At 52.1% G+C, this 18,113-nt stretch carries 18 protein-coding genes; 13 read left to right on the top strand and 5 right to left on the bottom strand.

Features of this window, described 5'->3' with window-relative positions; translation table 11 throughout:
• Positions 1 to 23 precede the first annotated feature (23 nt).
• Positions 24 to 1,151 carry an ABC transporter substrate-binding protein gene (locus DES37_RS21620; protein WP_036114289.1) on the bottom strand — a complete coding sequence of 376 codons (1,128 nt, stop codon included), beginning with the start codon at positions 1,149 to 1,151 and terminating at the stop codon, positions 24 to 26.
• A 561-nt stretch (positions 1,152 to 1,712) separates the two neighbouring features.
• Between DES37_RS21620 and DES37_RS21615 the strand changes: the two genes are divergently transcribed.
• The 4 genes from DES37_RS21615 (at position 1,713) to DES37_RS21600 (ending at position 4,923) form a co-directional block, all read left to right on the top strand.
• Positions 1,713 to 2,414 carry a GntR family transcriptional regulator gene (locus tag DES37_RS21615; RefSeq protein WP_036114286.1) on the top strand — a complete coding sequence of 234 codons (702 nt, stop codon included), beginning with the start codon at positions 1,713 to 1,715 and terminating at the stop codon, positions 2,412 to 2,414.
• A gap of 114 nt (positions 2,415 to 2,528) precedes the next feature.
• Positions 2,529 to 3,707, top strand: a complete 1,179-nt coding sequence (locus DES37_RS21610; RefSeq protein WP_036114283.1) for a M20 aminoacylase family protein — start codon at positions 2,529 to 2,531, stop codon at positions 3,705 to 3,707.
• A gap of 2 nt (positions 3,708 to 3,709) precedes the next feature.
• Positions 3,710 to 4,510 (top strand): pyrroline-5-carboxylate reductase family protein, encoded by an 801-nt coding sequence (locus DES37_RS21605; RefSeq protein WP_036114281.1) that lies wholly within the window; start codon positions 3,710 to 3,712, stop codon positions 4,508 to 4,510.
• A gap of 29 nt (positions 4,511 to 4,539) precedes the next feature.
• Positions 4,540 to 4,923 carry a RidA family protein gene (locus tag DES37_RS21600; RefSeq protein ID WP_036114278.1) on the top strand — a complete coding sequence of 128 codons (384 nt, stop codon included), beginning with the start codon at positions 4,540 to 4,542 and terminating at the stop codon, positions 4,921 to 4,923.
• 27 nt (positions 4,924 to 4,950) lie between these two features.
• Here DES37_RS21600 and DES37_RS21595 read toward each other — a convergent pair whose 3' ends face one another.
• Both DES37_RS21595 and DES37_RS21590 read right to left on the bottom strand, forming a co-directional pair.
• Positions 4,951 to 5,409 carry a GNAT family N-acetyltransferase gene (locus tag DES37_RS21595; RefSeq protein ID WP_036114274.1) on the bottom strand — a complete coding sequence of 153 codons (459 nt, stop codon included), beginning with the start codon at positions 5,407 to 5,409 and terminating at the stop codon, positions 4,951 to 4,953.
• Between the two features lie 466 nt (positions 5,410 to 5,875).
• Positions 5,876 to 6,670 carry an SDR family NAD(P)-dependent oxidoreductase gene (locus DES37_RS21590; RefSeq protein ID WP_110027853.1) on the bottom strand — a complete coding sequence of 265 codons (795 nt, stop codon included), beginning with the start codon at positions 6,668 to 6,670 and terminating at the stop codon, positions 5,876 to 5,878.
• A gap of 107 nt (positions 6,671 to 6,777) precedes the next feature.
• Between DES37_RS21590 and DES37_RS21585 the strand changes: the two genes are divergently transcribed.
• The 9 genes from DES37_RS21585 (at position 6,778) to DES37_RS21545 (ending at position 16,749) form a co-directional block, all read left to right on the top strand.
• Positions 6,778 to 7,680, top strand: a complete 903-nt coding sequence (locus DES37_RS21585) for a LysR family transcriptional regulator (RefSeq protein WP_036114267.1) — start codon at positions 6,778 to 6,780, stop codon at positions 7,678 to 7,680.
• Between the two features lie 405 nt (positions 7,681 to 8,085).
• Positions 8,086 to 9,225: a UDP-4-amino-4-deoxy-L-arabinose aminotransferase gene (gene arnB, locus DES37_RS21580; RefSeq protein ID WP_110027852.1), complete on the top strand. Its 1,140-nt coding sequence runs from the start codon at positions 8,086 to 8,088 to the stop codon at positions 9,223 to 9,225.
• Positions 9,226 to 9,234: 9 nt separating this feature from the next.
• Positions 9,235 to 10,209 carry an undecaprenyl-phosphate 4-deoxy-4-formamido-L-arabinose transferase gene (gene arnC, locus DES37_RS21575; RefSeq protein ID WP_110027851.1) on the top strand — a complete coding sequence of 325 codons (975 nt, stop codon included), beginning with the start codon at positions 9,235 to 9,237 and terminating at the stop codon, positions 10,207 to 10,209.
• Positions 10,206 to 12,188, top strand: coding sequence for a bifunctional UDP-4-amino-4-deoxy-L-arabinose formyltransferase/UDP-glucuronic acid oxidase ArnA (arnA, locus tag DES37_RS21570; RefSeq protein WP_110027850.1), 1,983 nt, complete (start codon positions 10,206 to 10,208; stop codon positions 12,186 to 12,188). Before arnC ends, arnA begins: the two co-directional genes overlap by 4 nt.
• The gene (arnD, locus tag DES37_RS21565; protein ID WP_110027849.1) at positions 12,185 to 13,075 is read left to right on the top strand and encodes a 4-deoxy-4-formamido-L-arabinose-phosphoundecaprenol deformylase; all 891 of its coding nucleotides are present in this window, start codon (positions 12,185 to 12,187) and stop codon (positions 13,073 to 13,075) included. Before arnA ends, arnD begins: the two co-directional genes overlap by 4 nt.
• An 11-nt stretch (positions 13,076 to 13,086) precedes the next feature.
• Complete coding sequence (arnT, locus tag DES37_RS21560; RefSeq protein WP_110027876.1) at positions 13,087 to 14,736, top strand: lipid IV(A) 4-amino-4-deoxy-L-arabinosyltransferase; 1,650 nt, start codon at positions 13,087 to 13,089, stop codon at positions 14,734 to 14,736.
• On the top strand, positions 14,736 to 15,071 hold the full coding sequence (arnE, locus tag DES37_RS21555; RefSeq protein ID WP_110027848.1) for a 4-amino-4-deoxy-L-arabinose-phosphoundecaprenol flippase subunit ArnE: 336 nt from the start codon (positions 14,736 to 14,738) through the stop codon (positions 15,069 to 15,071). The genes arnT and arnE overlap by 1 nt, the downstream gene beginning before the upstream one ends.
• On the top strand, positions 15,071 to 15,466 hold the full coding sequence (arnF, locus tag DES37_RS21550) for a 4-amino-4-deoxy-L-arabinose-phosphoundecaprenol flippase subunit ArnF (protein ID WP_110027847.1): 396 nt from the start codon (positions 15,071 to 15,073) through the stop codon (positions 15,464 to 15,466). Before arnE ends, arnF begins: the two co-directional genes overlap by 1 nt.
• Positions 15,467 to 15,549: 83 nt before the next feature.
• A complete protein-coding gene (locus DES37_RS21545) occupies positions 15,550 to 16,749 on the top strand; it encodes an MFS transporter (RefSeq protein WP_110027846.1) in 1,200 nt (399 codons plus the stop codon).
• Positions 16,750 to 16,759: 10 nt separating this feature from the next.
• Here the strand turns inward: DES37_RS21545 and DES37_RS21540 are convergent, their stop codons facing one another.
• Complete coding sequence (locus DES37_RS21540) at positions 16,760 to 17,320, bottom strand: DcrB family lipoprotein (protein WP_036114242.1); 561 nt, start codon at positions 17,318 to 17,320, stop codon at positions 16,760 to 16,762.
• A gap of 72 nt (positions 17,321 to 17,392) precedes the next feature.
• Complete coding sequence (locus DES37_RS21535; protein WP_110027845.1) at positions 17,393 to 18,058, bottom strand: 7-cyano-7-deazaguanine/7-aminomethyl-7-deazaguanine transporter; 666 nt, start codon at positions 18,056 to 18,058, stop codon at positions 17,393 to 17,395.
• Between the last annotated feature and the right edge of the window lie 55 nt (positions 18,059 to 18,113).

The raw sequence follows: 18,113 nt of genomic DNA, 5'->3' as shown, positions 1-18,113 counted from the left end.
AGACAGGCATAAGAAACCGCCCGTTACCGGGGAACCGGTGCGCCATTGCTGGCTTTAACTTTCAGGTATGGCTGGCTCTGGCGTTGGTTATCCGCATCCAGATCCAGTTTCCCGGTGATGCCGGTAAAGCCGGGAGCTACTGCTTTCATGGCGGTAATCATTGCTGCTGGTTCAGCACTGTGTGCTTTGTTGATTGCAGCGGCGGCCAGCATGACGCTGTCCCAGGCATAGCTGCCATACACTGAGCGGGGTTTTTCATGGAATTTATTCTGGTAAAGCGTGGCGTAATTTTCCCCATTGCTGCCTGCTGCTTTCTGGTCAATGCCCGCGACTTCCATTCCCATCTGGCCGTTAGTGTATTGTGCCGGAGAGCCATCTATCGCCATGGTTAAATACATGCCGTACCAGGGGGTTTTATTCAGCCCCAACTCCCAGGCTTCGCGGTTCAGCACTATGGCATCCTGACCATAGCTGGTGTAAACGTAGGCTTGTGGGTGAGCGCGGGAAATCTGCTCCAGTTCGCGACGATAAGAAGGCTGCCCGCTGGTGTAGAGCACCTTAGCGACAACTTTGCCACCGGCTTTTTCAAATGCCTTAGTGAACTGCTCCGCCATACCCTGGCCGTAAGCGCCATCCGGGGCAATAAAGGCCACTTTGTTGTAACCGAGTTGGTGCACATCTTCGGCGGAAAAGCGGGCTGAAAGGGAATCAAGACCGATAACACTCCAGGAGGTTGCGCCAATTTTACGCACATCCGTGCTGGTGCCTGAAATATTGATATGCAGCAGGTGGTTTTTCACCAGGTATTGCCCAACAGGGATGGTGACGCTGGAAGAAAAACTGCCAACTACCAGAGGGACGTGGTTAACCTGAGTCAGTTTACGTACAGCGTTAAGGCCGGTAACCGGGCTACCGGCAGAATCTTCAACGATAACGTGCAGCGGTTGCCCGTCCACACCACCATGAGCGTTAATGTTTTCCACCGCCAGTTCAATGCCCCGGCGCTGGTCTTCACCAATACTGGCACTGGTACCGGTTAAGGGTAAAACTGCGCCAATATTCACATCAGCCAGTGCTGTGTGTGCCAAACCTAACAACGTCATGCCTGTTAATGCTGACAGAGTCATGCTCTGCCCAAAACGACTTTTCATGTTGGTTCTCCGGTTTATTGTTGCCGGCTCTTAAGGCCGGTGTTTTTCAGCCTCTGCAGCATTGCGAGGCTTCCCTGGTGAAGGCGAAAAGTAGTGCACCAAAAGTGAATGTATAAGTGCATACACTTGTGTATTAAGCAAAGACAGTGCCAGGGAAGTACATTACCTGATAAACAACATGGTATTTTTATGGGTTCAGGAAGAAATTAATGAATAAATACAATGGAGATAATGTAAATAATAAATTTTGGCACTTATGGTTTTTTACATTGTTAGATAACTGCCGGGTAAAATATCTGTGTGCAAAAGTGAATACACTTTGATTCATTTTGGAGCAGCCTTGCTGCAAAATGGTGCATGGTAATGATTTAACAAGGAAATAAAAATGCAAAATGCTTAATAATCAAAGGTTATTAGGTTATGAATAAGTGTATTCAATTTTGTGTTGAGTTGTTTTTTTTGCTGTGCTATCAATAAAAATATTCGGTGAAATAACCTGTGCCGCTGGTTTATTTATTCACATGTGTGCGGCGACGTTAAGGGAAAAAGTAAGGGGATAATGTGGTTGCTATTAAAAAGAAATCCCGTAGCGCCGACAGCGTAGAAAAAGTCTACGAGAAAGTGAAAGGACTGGCGATTGATTACCACTTTCGCCCGGGCGAGAGGGTGAATGAAGTTGAGCTTGCTGCACAACTGGGGGTGTCGCGAACCCCGGTGAGGGAAGCGCTGAACCGGCTGGCTAAAGATGGCTTCATGAACTTCGTCCCTAATAAAGGGTTCTATTCACGCGATCTGACACCTGAAGGCGTCAGAGAGTTGTACGAAGTGCGTATGGTCATCGAACAATCCACTTTTCGCTTTGCCTGCCAGCGGGCAACTGACGACGAGATTGCGGCGACAACGGCTATCTGGGAAGAGGTAAGCCAGCATCGCCCGCCACAAAATGACCAGGACTGGGCCAAAATTGCTGAAATTGATGAGCGCTTCCATATGGAAATCGCCCGTATTTCTCATAACAGCCGGTTATACGAAATGCTCGACAGCCTCAATTCATTGAGCCGCTTCTTTCGGCGCATTGATTTAGAAACCCCCGTAAGGCGCAATAACGCGTATGACGAGCATGTCGATATTATTGCCGCATTACGCCAGCGCGATATTGAAAAAGGCGTGGCACTGATTGAACAGCATATTTCATTGAGTGCTGAGCATGCCATTGAAGTAACCAAAGAAGGTCTGGCCCGGATTTATTTCGGCAAACCCTGATATCTGCAGGGAAACTTACTGACCTGATGATTGAGCGAATAGGGTATCTGTTCGCTATACCGATTTTTTCCTGTGCAACGCGCTGGCGTTGTGCGGTGACAATGCAGAGGAAATATGCAGCCAATTCCCGAAGATATTATTCAGCAGGCGATTACCTGGCGGCGTGAAATTCATGCCTGCCCGGAAATCGGCCTGCAGGAGTTTCATACTTCAGCCAAAATCAGTGAATTGCTGGAAACATTCGGGCTCGAAGTGCATACCGGCATGGCTGGCACCGGGATTATTGGGGTGCTGCGCAATGGTGAAGGACCGGCAATTGGTATTCGCGCCGATATCGACGCGCTTCCCATCCAGGAAAACAACACCGTGGCGTGGTGTTCGGCTTCTCCCGGAACCATGCATGCCTGCGGCCATGACGGGCATACCGCAATTTTGCTGGGAGCTGCTCGTTATTTAAGCCAGACCCGGGCGTTTCAGGGAACAGTTTGTTTTATTTTCCAGCCAGCAGAAGAAAATGCCGGAGGCGGACGCCTGATGGTGGAAGAAGGGTTATTTGACCGCTTCCCGATGTCTGCAGTTTACGCATTGCATAACTGGCCCGGTTTGCCTGTTGGGGAAGTGGCGGTGAACCCGGGGCCAATGATGGCCTCACAGGATAACTTCTTTATTACCCTAACCGGTGTTGGGTGCCATGCCGCTATGCCAGAAAAAGGCGCCGACCCGGTACTCGCCGGTGCGCACCTGATTACGGCGTTGCAAACTATTACCACGCGGCGCCTTTCCCCGCTGGACAGTGCGGTGATAAGCGTGACACAACTCCAGGCTGGTGAAGCGATTAATGTCGTACCACAAACGATGCAACTTTCCGGAACGCTGCGCTGCCTGAGCCAGCGCGCACGCGCGCAGTGCCAGGCACTGATGGCGGATTATGTAGAGCAACTCGCCGGGCCATTTGGGGTACGCGGGGAAATTCACTGGGAATATGGTTACCCCGTTACTGTCAATCACGCGCAGCAGGCGGAAACCCTTGCCCGTGCGGCACGCGGTACGCCTGGCATCACTCAGGTGCATACCCAACTTCCCCCTTCAATGGCTGCGGAAGATTTTGCCTACCTGCTCGAAGCCTGCCCGGGGGCTTACCTCTGGTTGGGCGCCGATGGCCCAACGCCCGGTGCTTCATTACATAACCCTTATTACGATTTTAATGACCAGCTTATTGCCCCCGGTATTGGTCTTTGGGTATCGCTGGTAGAGCAGTCATTAAATCCTGTTGCAGTGACTTCAGAGGATTAACGATGAGCCAGATTCACTTTATTGGTGCCGGTCAGATGACCGAAGCCATTATTCGCGCGGCGCTGAAACGCGAAGCCGTAAACCCTGATGCAATTACGCTATCGGATATCGACTCTGAGCGGGTGGCAACGCTTAACGCACGCTATGGGTTAAGCAATACGCAGGCCTTGCCCGATGCGCTGGCAGCGGCGGATTACATCGTAATCGGCGTACGCCCACAAGATGATATCCCCGGGGTTGCTCAGTTGATTAACCAGCACGCAAGTCCTGGCGCAACCGTGGTATCGATTATCGCGGGGGTGACGCTGGCCCGTCTGGCATCACTACTGGGTGAAAACCGCCCTGTGGCACGAATTATTCCTAACACACTGACTGACACGGGGCTGGGATACAGCGGTGTGGCGTTTAACGCTCACGTTGACAGTGCGCCGTTAATGCCTTTTCTGGAAAGTTTCGGCAAGGTCATGTTGCTGGAAGAGCGCCTGATAGACACCTTTACCGGGTTCGCTGTCGCCGGGGTGAATTATGTTTATTACTTCGCTGAAGCACTGGCTGATGCTGGTGTGCTGGCCGGGTTAACCCGCGCCCAGTCAACACAAGTGGTGTGGGAAAATCTGGTTGGTGCTGTCTCCATGCTGAAATTATCGGGTTGCCACCCGCGCCAGTTAATGGATATCAACAACTCACCAGCCGGAGTGGGTATCAATGGGTTGTATGAACTGAATAAGAGTGATTTTGCCGCTGGCTTGCAAAGCAGTGTGCTGGCGGCGGTGCGCCGTACTACCGAACTCTCTGGTCAATAATAATCTCGTTTTTTAACAGGGTCGTGAATATGTCAGCAATTTCAACGTCAAAGGCACCTGCCGCAATTGGGCCTTATGTTCAGGGTGTGGATCTTGGTTCACTGGTGATGACTTCCGGGCAAATCCCGCTTAACCCACTAACAGGTGAAATGCCTGCAGATATACAGCAGCAAACCCGCCAGTCTCTGGAAAACGTGCGGGCAATTGTTGAAGCCAGTGGTTTACAGGTGGCGGATATTATAAAAACAACTGTTTTTGTTAAGGATCTCAACCATTTTTCTTTAGTAAACGCTGAGTATGAATCCTTTTTCCGTGAGCATCAGGCACCTTTCCCGGCGCGCTCCTGTGTGGAAGTGGCCAGGTTACCGAAAGATGCCGGTGTGGAAATTGAAGCGATTGCAGTACGCCGTTGATGCAACCCATTAACGGGGGGCGTTGAACTACACCAGTGCCTTTTCCATAAACACACTTAAGGGATCGGGCTGGTAAGGGGCAAACGCTTCACATATTTCGAACTGGCAGTTTTGGTACAGGCGAATAGCCGCGTGCTGGTGGATGCCGGTTTCCAGCCGTAGCCAGGGAAGGCTATGCTTCCGGGCTACGCCCTCCAGGCTTGCCAGTATTTTTTCACCCAACTTATGGCCACGCCAGGCTGGCCGAATATACATCCGTTTTATCTCGCCCCGGTTTTCCCCTTCCAGAACAACAGCTCCACAGCCCACCGTTTCTCCCTGCTCAGTTCGGGCAAGCAGGCAGTAAAGATGCGTTTCAGGCTGAGCCTGTAAATCCAGGCAGTGGCAACTGGCCTCGGGGTATAACGCGTTTTGCCAGTCATCAAGTTCAGTTACCAGTTGTTGCAGTTCTGGGTGGCTCGCCGGGGCTGGCTCAAAGTAAAACATAGCAGGGCTCCTTTTTGGCTTATCTCACCGGGAAGGTACTGTAAAAGCAAGGCAAACCCGGGCGGAATAAGAAAAGGATCTGGGCGTTTTATAACGAAAAAAGCCGCCCGCAGGCGACTTCTTCCGGCTGTTCCCTCAGCGACCATTTGGTAAGAGACAGGCCAGCCTGGCCTGACGTTAAAATGAAAAAGATTAATGCGTAAGACAGAAAGAGTTATTTTTTAAACTCATACAAAAAAATTGATTAATTTATGTACGCGTTATCTGTCTTTGATTTGTTAACCATCGCATAAATTCTGGTTGAGGTGATCATAATAAAATTTTATGGAAATGAAAATGGCATTTATTTGAGATTAGTCCTCAATAATTTTGAATGGGTTGCGGGGCCCAGTGAATTAACAGGCACCCGAAAGTGCCTGTCAGTCGTTGCTGCGGGGGAGTTCTGCGTGCGGGGCGCGCTGTGCAATTAGATAATATCGTCCACAACGCCACCATCTACGCGCAGTGCGGCACCTGATGTGGCAGACGCCTGTTGCGAACAGATATACACCACCATATTAGCCACTTCTTCAACACTGGCTGCACGCTGAATAACAGAAGAAGGGCGGTGAGCCATGACAAACTCTTTTGCCAGCGTTTCCAGTGATTTACCTGTCCGTTCTACCTCATCTTTCATCATGGTGGCAAAACCATCAGAAATCGTCGGCCCTGGCAGAACACTATTCACCGTAACGCCAGTCCCGGCTACGTATTTTGCCAGCCCGCGCGCCAGAGCGAGCTGTGCTGTTTTGGTTACGCCATAATGAATCATGTCTGCCGGAATATTGCGGGCTGATTCGGACGAAATAAACACCACTCGCCCAAAGCCTTGTTTGGTCATGGCGGGTAACAGCGCGCGTGACAGACGAACACCAGACATCACGTTGGTTTGCCAGTAGTTTTCCCAGGTGGCGTCATCGGTTTCGTAAAAATCCTGCGGCCCGTAAATCCCGGCGTTATTTACCAGAATATCAACCGCGGGTAACTGGCTGAGTAACTGCTCCACCCCGGTTGCATCCTGCAAGTTAGCGACTGCACCCTGTAATTTTGCACCAGGCACTGCATCCTGCAGTTTACGGGTAGCTTTCGCAACGCTCTCTTCACTGCGGCCATTCAGAATAACTACCGCACCGCTGGCAGCCAATTGTTGGGCAATGGCAAAGCCAATTCCACCTGTGGATGCGGTGACCAGTGCTGTTTTCCCGGAAAAATCAATTTTCATGGATTTATCTCCTGTGGTGAATGTAAGGGGGTATCTGTCAGTTTGCGGGTTTGCTATATTTTTTCAAACATCAATTATAGATAAGTATTCTTTCCGTGAGGTTAACAATGGCGCTGCTGGATGACCTGGCTTCATTACGTATTTTTGAGCGCATTGTCGCAGGTGGCAGCCTTTCTTCAGCTGCCCGTGATTTGGGGTTATCGTTAGCGGTGGTCAGTAAACGCCTGTCTGAGCTGGAACGCCGCCTGGCGATTCGCCTGATTAATCGCAGCACCCGGCAGCTATCGGTAACGGAAGAGGGCGCTCTGTTTTATGACCACTGCATGCGCATTCTGGCGGCGGCGGAACAGGCAGAAGAAGCCATGACTGGGCGCAATGGCCGGGTGTTCGGCACATTACGGTTGTCGGCTCCCCATGGCCTTGGCCGGAGACATATTGTTCCGGCTTTGGCAGACTTTACTGAGCTGTATCCTGAGGTGAATGTGGATCTCTCATTGAACGATGAAGTGGTGGATTTGGTCGCGGGTGGTTATGACCTTGCCATTCGCTACGGCACCCCGAACGATTCCCGCCTGTTTGTTCGCCCCCTGGCGCAAAACCGCAGGCTGTTGTGCGCTTCACCCGAGTATCTTGCCCGCAAAGGCACACCTGAAAGCGTGCAGGATTTAATCCGCCATGATTGTATTTTAATTGGCCATTCACCCGCTGTGGACTGGGCCTTTAACGAAGGCGATGCCCGTATTGCGGTGAAAGTGCAGGGGCGTTATGTCTGTGATGACGGTGCCGCAGCACATGAGTTAGCGCTGTGTGGCGCGGGTATTGTGATGAAATCAATCTGGGATGTGGGCGACGATGTGCGTGCCGGGCGTTTAGTTGAGATTCTCCCTGGCGATAAAATTCCGGCAGCACCATTAAATGCCGTGTATTTACACAGCCGGTTTCTAGCGCCTCGCGTGAGGCTATTCGTTACTTTTCTTACAGAAAGAATGTCACAGGCATGGAAATGGTAATCATGGTAATGGCATGAAACAATAATTAAATATTCATGACAAATGAGGATTGCATCACAGTTTTATTGGCATTCAACACCCTGACCTCGCTTGATTTTTTACATTTTATTTAATGTCAGTTTATTAATTGTGAAATATTTAAAAATAATCACAAACAGGCTGGCAACTTTCTGATTTATAACCAAACTTGATAATGGTTTTACACCGAACTAGTCAGTTCGGGTGATGGCCCGCCTTAAGTCTTTTCTAAGAAACAGCTGTTAGTTTACTGCCGTTGATGTGTGGTTGATACAGGGATGCGCTTTGTTATAGCGCCATTTATCTTACTGAGAACAAAATAATAACAACGCATATCTTTCTGAAAGCGCAATTTATTATTTCGATGATAGTTAAAGGAAACAATGCATGAGTGAGTTTCTGCCGTTCTCACGCCCGGCATTAGGCGAATCTGAACTGAGCGCCATTGCTGATGTACTGTCTTCGGGGTGGATTACCACTGGCCCGAAAAACCAGGCGCTTGAATCCGCATTTTGCGAATTAACGGGCAACCAACACGCTATTGCTGTCAGTTCGGCGACAGGGGGAATGCATGTCACCCTGATGGCGCTGGGCATTGGTCCAGGTGATGAAGTGATTACACCTTCCATGACCTGGGTATCCACACTCAATATGATCTGCCTGCTGGGTGCAGAGCCGGTAATGGTTGATGTCGATAAAGACACGCTGATGGTTACACCAGAAGCGATAGAAGCCGCACTGACTCCCCGCACCAAAGCGATTATTCCCGTGCATTATGCCGGTGCTCCGGCAGACCTTGGCGCAATACGTGCGTTGGGGGCAAAACACGGTGTCGCCGTGATTGAAGATGCGGCCCATGCGGCTGGCACTTACTACCGGGGTGAACATGTTGGGCACAGCGGTACGGCAATTTTCTCCTTCCACGCTATCAAGAACATGACGTGCGCAGAAGGTGGCCTGGTGGTAACTGACGACGAGCGGCTTGCCGGGCAGATTCGCAGCCTCAAGTTCCACGGCCTGGGCGTTGATGCCTATGACCGCCAGACTCATGGCCGGGCTCCCCAGGCAGAAGTTATCAGCCCTGGCTACAAATACAACCTCACCGATATCAACGCCGCAATAGCGCTGGTTCAGCTTGGCAAACTGCCGCAACTAAATCAGCGCCGCAAAGCCATTGCCGAACGTTATATGCGTGAACTGGCGGACACCCCTTATCAGCCGCTGGCTCTGCCTGAATGGCCCCATGAACATGCCTGGCACCTGTTTATTTTGCGGGTGGATGAAGCGCAGTGCGGGATTTCCCGGGATGCACTAATGGCGGAACTTAAAACCCGCAATATTGGCACCGGCCTGCACTTCCGTGCCGCTCACACCCAAAAATATTACCGCGAACGCTTTCCAGGCCTTGTGCTGCCAAATACTGAGTGGAACAGCGCCCGTATTTGTTCTGTCCCGTTATTCCCGGATATGACCGATGACGATGTCACCCGGGTGATTACTGCACTGCGCGACATTGCAGGTTGTTGAGGTTTAGTTATGTCCACAATACAAAAGGTCTCGGTGGTAATTCCGGTTTATAACGAACAGGAAAGCCTTCCCGAGCTTATCCAGCGCACAACGGCGGCCTGCCAGCAGTTGCCTTGTGACTGGGAAATTTTATTAGTTGATGATGGTAGTAGTGATGATTCAGCCCGGTTAATGACCGAGGCCGCGCAGCAACCAGGAAGCCACCTGGTGGCGGTATTGCTCAACCGTAATTACGGCCAGCATTCTGCGATTATGGCCGGGTTCAGCCATGTGAGTGGTGACCTGGTGATAACCCTGGACGCCGACTTGCAAAACCCACCGGAAGAAATTCCCCGCCTGGTAGCAAAAGCCAGCGAGGGTTATGACGTGGTCGGGACGGTGCGGCAAAATCGCCAGGACAGCCTGTTCCGTAAAACGGCCTCACGCATGATTAACCGCCTTATCCAGCGCACCACCGGCAAGGCGATGGGGGATTACGGCTGCATGTTGCGTGCTTACCGCCGCCATATTATTGATGCCATGCTGCACTGCCATGAGCGCAGTACCTTCATTCCTATTCTTGCTAATACCTTTGCCCGCAAGACTGCGGAAATCCCGGTTCAGCACGCGGAACGTGAACACGGCGATTCTAAATACAGCTTTATGCGCCTGATTAACCTGATGTACGACCTGGTGACCTGCCTGACCACCACACCATTACGTTTACTGAGTGTGTTTGGCAGCGTTATTGCGTTGCTTGGTTTCTTGTTCGCTGTGTTGTTAGTGGCATTGCGGCTGGTCTTTGGCCCTGCATGGGGTGCCGAAGGGGTCTTCACGTTGTTTGCCGTGTTGTTCATGTTTATTGGTGCCCAGTTTATTGGTATGGGGCTGTTGGGCGAGTATATCGGCCGGATCTACAACGATGTCCGTGCCCGTCCCCGCTACTTTATTCAGCAAGTTGTGAGCAGTAATCATCAAGAATCTCAAGAGGATGAAGAAGAATGAAAACCGTCGTGTTCGCGTACCATGATATGGGGTGTGTTGGGCTCAGCGCACTGTTAGAGGCTGGCTATGAAGTCAGTGCTATTTTCACCCATCAGGACAACGCCGGAGAGAACCCATTTTTTGGCTCTGTTGCGCGTATTGGCGCCGAGCGTGGCATTCCTGTTTATGCGCCAGATGATGTGAACCATCCTCTGTGGGTTGACCGTATTCGTGCCCTGGCACCGGATGTGATTTTCTCATTCTATTACCGTAACCTGATTTGCCACGACATTCTCGAATGTGCCCCAGCTGGCGCATTCAATTTGCATGGTTCTTTATTGCCGAAATACCGCGGGCGTGCGCCACTGAACTGGGTTCTGGTTAATGGTGAAACAGAAACCGGCGTGACACTGCACAAAATGGTCAGCCGGGCTGATGCCGGGGATATTATTGCTCAGGCCGTTGTTGCTATTGCGCCGGAAGATAACGCGCTGAGCCTGCACCATAAGCTGACGGCACAGGCACGCACTCTGTTAAGTGATATTCTGCCAAAAATTCGCAACGGGAATGCGCCGGGCCGCGCGCAGGATAACAGCCAGGCCAGCTATGTTGGCCGCCGCACGCCGGAAGATGGCCGCCTTGACTGGAACCGGAATGCCAGCGATTTACACAACCTGGTGCGTGCTGTTGCGCACCCCTGGCCTGGTGCGTTCAGCTACGCCGGGATAACCCGCTTTGTGGTCTGGTCATCTCGCCTGGTGGATGGTTACCCCGCAGCGCGCGCGGGCACTGTGGTATCCACTTCACCTCTGGTCGTTGCCTGTGGTTCGGGTGCTCTGGAAATTGTCACCGGCCAGGCCGACAACGGGGTGTATATGCAGGGTGGGCAACTGGCTCAGACCCTGGGCTTAGTTGAGGGCGCCATTTTAAGCCACGCGCCTGTTGTAGCTGCAAAACGCCGTACGCGGGTGCTGATTCTTGGAGTTAACGGGTTTATTGGTAACCACCTGACTGAACGCCTGTTGCAGGATGAAAACTACGAAATCTTCGGTCTGGATATTGGTTCTGATGCTATCAGCCGCTTCCTCGGCAACCCGCATTTCCACTTTGTGGAAGGGGATATCAGTATTCATTCTGAGTGGATCGAATACCACATTAAGAAGTGCGATGTCGTGCTGCCGCTGGTGGCGATTGCCACACCAATTGAATACACCCGTAACCCACTGCGTGTATTTGAGCTGGATTTTGAAGAGAACCTGAAAATTATCCGTGATTGCGTGAAATACAAAAAACGCATCATTTTCCCGTCTACTTCAGAAGTGTATGGCATGTGTACCGACCCGGTGTTCGATGAAGACCACTCGAACCTGATCGTTGGGCCAATTAACAAACAGCGCTGGATTTACTCGGTATCCAAACAATTACTCGACCGGGTTATTTGGGCTTACGGTGAAAAAGAAGGCCTGCGCTTTACGCTGTTCCGCCCGTTTAACTGGATGGGGCCGCGCCTGGATAACCTGAATGCTGCACGTATTGGCAGTTCGCGTGCAATCACTCAGTTGATCCTGAACCTGGTGGAAGGCTCACCTATCAAGCTTATTGATGGTGGTCGCCAGAAACGCTGCTTCACCGATATCAGCGATGGTATTGAAGCGTTGTTCCGGGTTATCCAGAACAAAGATGGCAAATGTGACGGGCAGATTATCAACATCGGTAACCCGGAAAACGAAGCCAGTATTAAAGAACTGGCGGAAATGTTGCTGGCAAGCTTCGAGCGGAACCCACTGCGCAAACACTTCCCGCCATTTGCCGGTTTCCGTGAGGTGGAAAGCAGCACCTATTACGGAAAAGGTTACCAGGATGTTGAGCACCGTAAACCCAGTATTCGTAATGCACAGCGTTTGCTGGGCTGGACGCCAGCCGTGGAAATGGAACGCACCATTGATGAAACGCTGGATTTCTTCCTGCGCACGGTTGAGCTACCGGAAGATAATGCATGAAACTGGTAGGGTTGCGGATTGATGTCGATACCCTGCGAGGGACCCGTGACGGGGTTCCTCGTCTGTTGGAAAGCCTGGCCCGTTACCAAATACAGGCCAGCTTTTTCTTCAGTGTGGGGCCAGATAACATGGGTCGCCATTTGTGGCGCCTGGTGAAACCTAAATTTTTGTGGAAGATGCTGCGCTCACGTGCCGCTTCACTGTATGGGCTGGATATTTTACTGGCGGGTACGGCGTGGCCGGGAAAGCTGATTGGTAAGGCTAACCAGGCGGTGATCCGTGACGCTGCCCGGCACCATGAAGTGGGCCTGCATGCCTGGGACCACTTTGCCTGGCAAACCTGGGCAGGAGTGTGGTCACAGGAAAAACTCACGGACCATATTCGCCAGGGCAAAGATGCACTGGAGCAGATTATTGGCGCACCGGTTACCTGTTCCGCGGTGGCGGGCTGGCGAGCAGACCAGCGTGTTGTGGCTGCCAAGCAACCCTTCGGTTTCCTGTACAACAGTGATTGCCGCGGGCGGATGCCCTTCACACCGGTGCTGGATGATGGCTCCCGGGGTACAGCTCAAATCCCCGTTACCTTGCCAACATGGGATGAAGTGGTTGGCCAGTCTGTGGATGCTGCGGGTTTTAACCGGTTTTTACTGGATAAAATTCACGCAGATCCCGGTGTGCCGGTTTACACCATTCATGCCGAGGTTGAAGGGATAATTTTTAACCCGCTCTTTGAACAACTTCTCGACCAGGCCCAGCGCGAAGGTATTCAGTTTTGCCCGCTTTCCGCACTGTTGCCTGAAGACAGCTCGCTGTTACCTGCCGGGCAAATCTACCGACATGAAATTGCTGGCCGTGAAGGCTGGCTGGGATGCCAACAACCTGTTTAACGGTAATCTTGATGAAATCAACAAAGACGCTGTTTGTGCTGCTGGCCTGCTATGCATTGTATTATTTGTTGCCCCTTGAGTTTCGCCTGTTATGGCAACCTGATGAAACGCGCTACGCCGAAATCAGCCGTGAGCTGCTGGCGGCAGGAAACTGGGTGGATCCCCATTTCCTGGGGGTACGTTATTTCGAAAAACCCATTGCCGGGTACTGGATCAATAACCTGAGCCAGTTGTTGTTTGGCCATAATAACTTTGCGGTACGGTTTGGTTCGGTTTTTTCCGTCACACTCAGTGCGCTGATGGTGGTCTGGCTGGCGAAACGTATCTGGAAAGATAACGCCACAGCCGTGATGTCTGGTGTTATCTTTCTTACCTGCTTTTTAGTGTATGGCATTGGGACCTATGCGGTTCTCGACCCAATGATAACGTTGTGGCTTACCGCGGCAATGTGCAGTTTCTGGGTGGCCTGCGAAGCACAGACCACCAGAGGCAAAATCGGTGGTTACCTGTTACTGGGCCTGGCCTGTGGTATGGGCGTGATGACCAAAGGTTTCCTGGCGCTGGCCGTGCCGGTAATTGGTGTTTTACCCTGGGTTGCTGTGCATAAGCGCTGGAAAGAAGTCTTGTTGTTTGGGCCGCTGGCGGTGATTAGTGCCACACTGATTACGCTGCCCTGGGCGCTGGCCATCGCTCGCCTTGAGCCTGATTTCTGGCACTATTTCTTTTGGGTGGAACATATTCAGCGTTTTGCTGAGAGTAATGCCCAGCATAAAGCGCCGTTTTGGTATTACCTGCCTTTCTTACTGGCCGGTACGCTACCCTGGCTCGCTTACCTGCCAGGTGCACTTAAATCCGGTTGGGTAAAGCGGCACAGCCATTCTGGCGCGGTTTATTTACTGGGTTGGGTGGTGATGCCGATTCTCTTTTTCAGCATCGCGAAAGGGAAGTTGCCTACCTATATTCTTCCTTGCTTTGCCCCGTTAGCCATTCTGCTGGCACATTATGCCCAGGCGGCTGGCTCTGGTATTCGCCGGTTGAATGGCTGGATTAATATTGGTTTTGGCTGCGTGTGTGTGCTGGCTGTACTCGCTGTGCTGGCCCCCTTTGGTCTGGCAAAACACCCGCTCTACCAAACCAACGAGTTGTTTAAAGTTTTTTGTGCCGTACTTGCTTTTGTGTGCTGGGCTCTGGTGGGCTGGGTTTCTTCCCGGGGCTGGCAACCACGCTGGCAACTTGCCGCACTATGCCCACTTGGGCTGGCGTTACTGGTCGGGGCGGCGATTCCGGATCAGATTATTGATTCCAAGCAACCCCAGGCCTTTGTGGAAAATGTACAGGGTGAACTGGCTGGCAGCCGCTATATTCTGAGCAATAATGTGGGCACGGCTTCTGCGATTGCCTGGGCACTAAAACGCAGTGATATCAACATGTACGGTTCGCCGGGGGAACTGGCTTATGGCATGAATTACCCGGATGCCCGTGGCAGGCTGGTACAAACGGCGGAGTTCCCCGCCTGGTTGAGCCGGCACCGCCAGCAAGGTAATGTTGCTCTGGTGCTGTTACTTTCGCGCCACGGGGTTGTTGATGAGCATGAGGTCCCCAAACCGGATGCTATTGTTCATCAGGGGCGCTTTGTCCTTTACCTGTATCACCAAAAATAATGGGTATTAGCGGAATAATTATTGCCAGCCTGCTCAGTTGCCTTGGGCAACTGTGCCAAAAACAGGCAGCCTGTGTCCCTTCAGGTTCAGCCGGGCGTCATCGCGCCTGGCTGTGGTTATTTGTGGCGCTGGTGGCGATGGGCCTGGGGCTGCTGGTGTGGCTGGTAGTTTTGCAATCTGTGCCGGTTGGCCTGGCCTACCCGATGATGAGCCTGAACTTTATTTGGGTTTCTTTGGCAGCACACTGGATTTGGGGTGAGCGTTTAACACGGCGGCACTGGCTGGGCATTTTACTGATTATTCTGGGGATTATTTTGCTGAACGGTGGCGTGTAATGGGGTATTTGCTGGCGTTATGTAGCGTGTTATTCGTCACCGCAGCCCAACTGGCAATGAAGCTGGCAATGGGCCGTTTACCGGCTGTCTGGCCTTTACCTGATTTTCTTCTGGCCATGCTCCATATTGCTCCAGGCACCCTGTGGCTGGTGGCGGGGGTAGGCGGCTATCTGGCCTCAATGGTGTGCTGGTACGGCGCACTGAAAAAACTGCCACTGAGCAAAGCCTATTCTCTGTTAAGCCTGAGCTACATATTAGTGTGGGCAGCGGCAATTTGGTTGCCCGGCTGGCACGACACCTTCTCCTGGCTGAATTTGCTGGGTGTGTTATCCATTATGGCAGGCGTTACGCTGGTTATCTGGCCGGGGAAAAACACGGTGCAGCGGCAGCAGTAATTCACACCGAATAATCGAAGAAACCCGCGCATTTTCAGGGTATAGTGAATTATTTGGTAACTTATTATTTCCGGTACCCTTCCATGTCAGCCTCTGTTTCAGAAGCCCCGCTCAGTGGTGCGCGCCTGAATTTGCGCATCGGCTCCATCGTTATGTTCAACTTTGCCAGCTACCTTACGATTGGCCTGCCCCTGGCCGTGTTACCGGGCTATGTCCATGACGTTATGGGGTTCAGTGCTTTCTGGGCTGGCCTGGTTATCAGCCTGCAATATTTTGCGACCTTACTGAGCCGCCCGTATTCTGGCCGCTCGGCTGACCGCTTTGGGCCCAAACGCGTGGTTATTCTTGGGTTATGCGGTTGCCTGCTTAGTGGCGCATGTTACCTGCTGGCCGCTAACCTTGAACACCTGCCTGCCGTGAGCCTTGCCGCATTGTGCCTGGGGCGGGTTATTCTCGGCCTTGGGCAAAGTTTTGCCGGTACAGGGTCAACGTTGTGGGGCGTGGGGGTGGTGGGTTCGGCGCAAATAGGCAAAGTGATTTCGTGGAATGGTATTGCCACTTACGGTGCGATGGCGCTGGGTGCTCCGCTTGGTGTGTGGATTTACCATCAGGGCGGTTTATTGCTGCTGTCCCTGGTGATTATGGGGGTGGCATTGCTGGCAATTTTGCTGGCGCTTCCTCGCCCTCATGTGAAGGCCAGTAAAGGCAAGCCACTGCCGTTTCGTGCTGTATTGGGCAAAGTATGGGTGTATGGCCTGGTGCTGGCTCTGGGGTCGGCAGGCTTTGGGGTTATCGCCACTTTCATTACACTGTTTTTCCAGGCCAAAGGGTGGTCTGATGCCGCCTTCGCCCTGACATTGTTCAGTGGCGCGTTTGTGGGGACGCGGCTGTTATTTCCCAATGCCATTAACCGCCGGGGTGGCGTGTTTGTCGCAATGTGCTGCCTGAGCATGGAGATTGTTGGTTTAGTGTTGGTAGGGTTTTCAATGTCCCCCTGGGTGGCGAATACCGGAGCGTTACTGGCGGGTGCCGGGTTCTCGCTGGTCTTTCCTTCATTGGGTGTGGTGGCCGTTAAAGCCGTGCCGCAACAAAACCAGGGCAGTGCGCTGGCAACCTATACCGTATTTATGGATATGTCTTTGGGGATTACCGGGCCACTTGCCGGGTTAGTGATGGCATGGGCGGGGGTTCCGGCTATCTACTTTGGTGCTGCCGGGCTGGCGGGAATTGGGTTGTTGTTAACCTGGCGGATGAAAAACCGGCCCGCATTACAGGCCGGTTAATTGTAAGGCGTTATTTCACTTCAACACTGCCGATAATATTATTCGCAACAACCTGCGATTGCTGCTGATCGTTCGCAGGCAGGGTTACCTGCATGGTGACCAGTTTATTGTCCACATTGCCCAGCAGAACAGAAGACCAGGCTGTGTGGCCTTTCGCGGAGATAATGCTGTCGAGTTGCTGGAAAGTGTGCCCGTGCAATTCGACAGACTTGTTGGCGACAACCTGCAGTTGCGGGTCGCGGTCACGTTGTTCATCTTCCAGGCGCTTGCCCAGTACGTCCAGTGCATCCACACTCTTATCGCCCACAATAACAATGACTGCGGACTGGCCGGTTGGATCTGAGTACACATGCAGATTATTAGCCTGCGTGCCCAGTTTCCCGCTCTGGTCGCTCATATCCGCCGGTAAGGTGAAATTCAGCTTGCCTTCGAGTAACGAGACCGTGTTGCTCTGTGCTTTTTGACTCTGGTCAGCATTATTCGCTGTTGGCGTATTGCTGTCTTTATTGTCACAAGCTGCCAGCCCACAGACCAGCAGGCCGATACCGACATATTTTACCAGGTTGCGCATTGACATCTTCCTTTAAGTTAAACAGCCATGACGGCTATCCGGCCAGTTTACCACAAGAAAAAAGCGCGTCCCTTAATGGACTTGCAACACGGCTAAATCAGATTTGTCTGCCAGCTTTTTCAACACCACATTGAGCAGTACACCGTAGGCTGGCAAGAAGAAGACCATGCTGATAAGAACCTTAAAGCTGTAGTCTACCAGTGCGATTTCGACCCAGTGTTGTGCCATAAACGGATCCGGGCTGTGCCAGAACGCAATAAAGAAAAACGCCAGGGTATCGCTGATATTGCCTAAAAAGGTGGATGCAGTGGGTGCCAGCCACCAGTAATGGCTTTGGCGCAGGCGGTTAAAGACATGAACATCCAGAATTTGCCCCAGGGCGTAAGCCATAAAACTCGCGGCAGCAATACGGGCAACGAACAGATTGAAATGCCCCAGCGCACTAAACCCTTGCCAGGTACCATCGGCAAACAGCGAGGAGATAACATAGGAAATCAGCAATGAGGGAACCATCACGGCAAAGATTATCCGGCGGGCCAGCGGCGCGCCAAAAATACGCACGGTCAGGTCGGTTGCCAAAAAAATAAACGGGAACGTGAAGGCGCCCCATGTGGTGTGAAAACCAAACACGGAAACCGGGAGCTGTACCAGGTAGTTGCTGGAGGTAATCACCAGCAGGTGGAACAACGAAAGCCAAAAAAGCGCATGCATGCGCTGGATTGCGGTAAAACGAATCATCAATGTCACCTTTTTGTTTGCTGGGGTGAGGGAACCCAGTCACTGGTTTGCCTGG

The sequence above is a fragment of the Mangrovibacter plantisponsor genome (assembly GCF_003182475.1).
Taxonomy (GTDB): Bacteria; Pseudomonadota; Gammaproteobacteria; order Enterobacterales; family Enterobacteriaceae; genus Mangrovibacter; species Mangrovibacter plantisponsor.
Note: the sequence above shows the minus strand (reverse complement) of the source record. Positions and strands in the feature narration are given on the sequence as shown.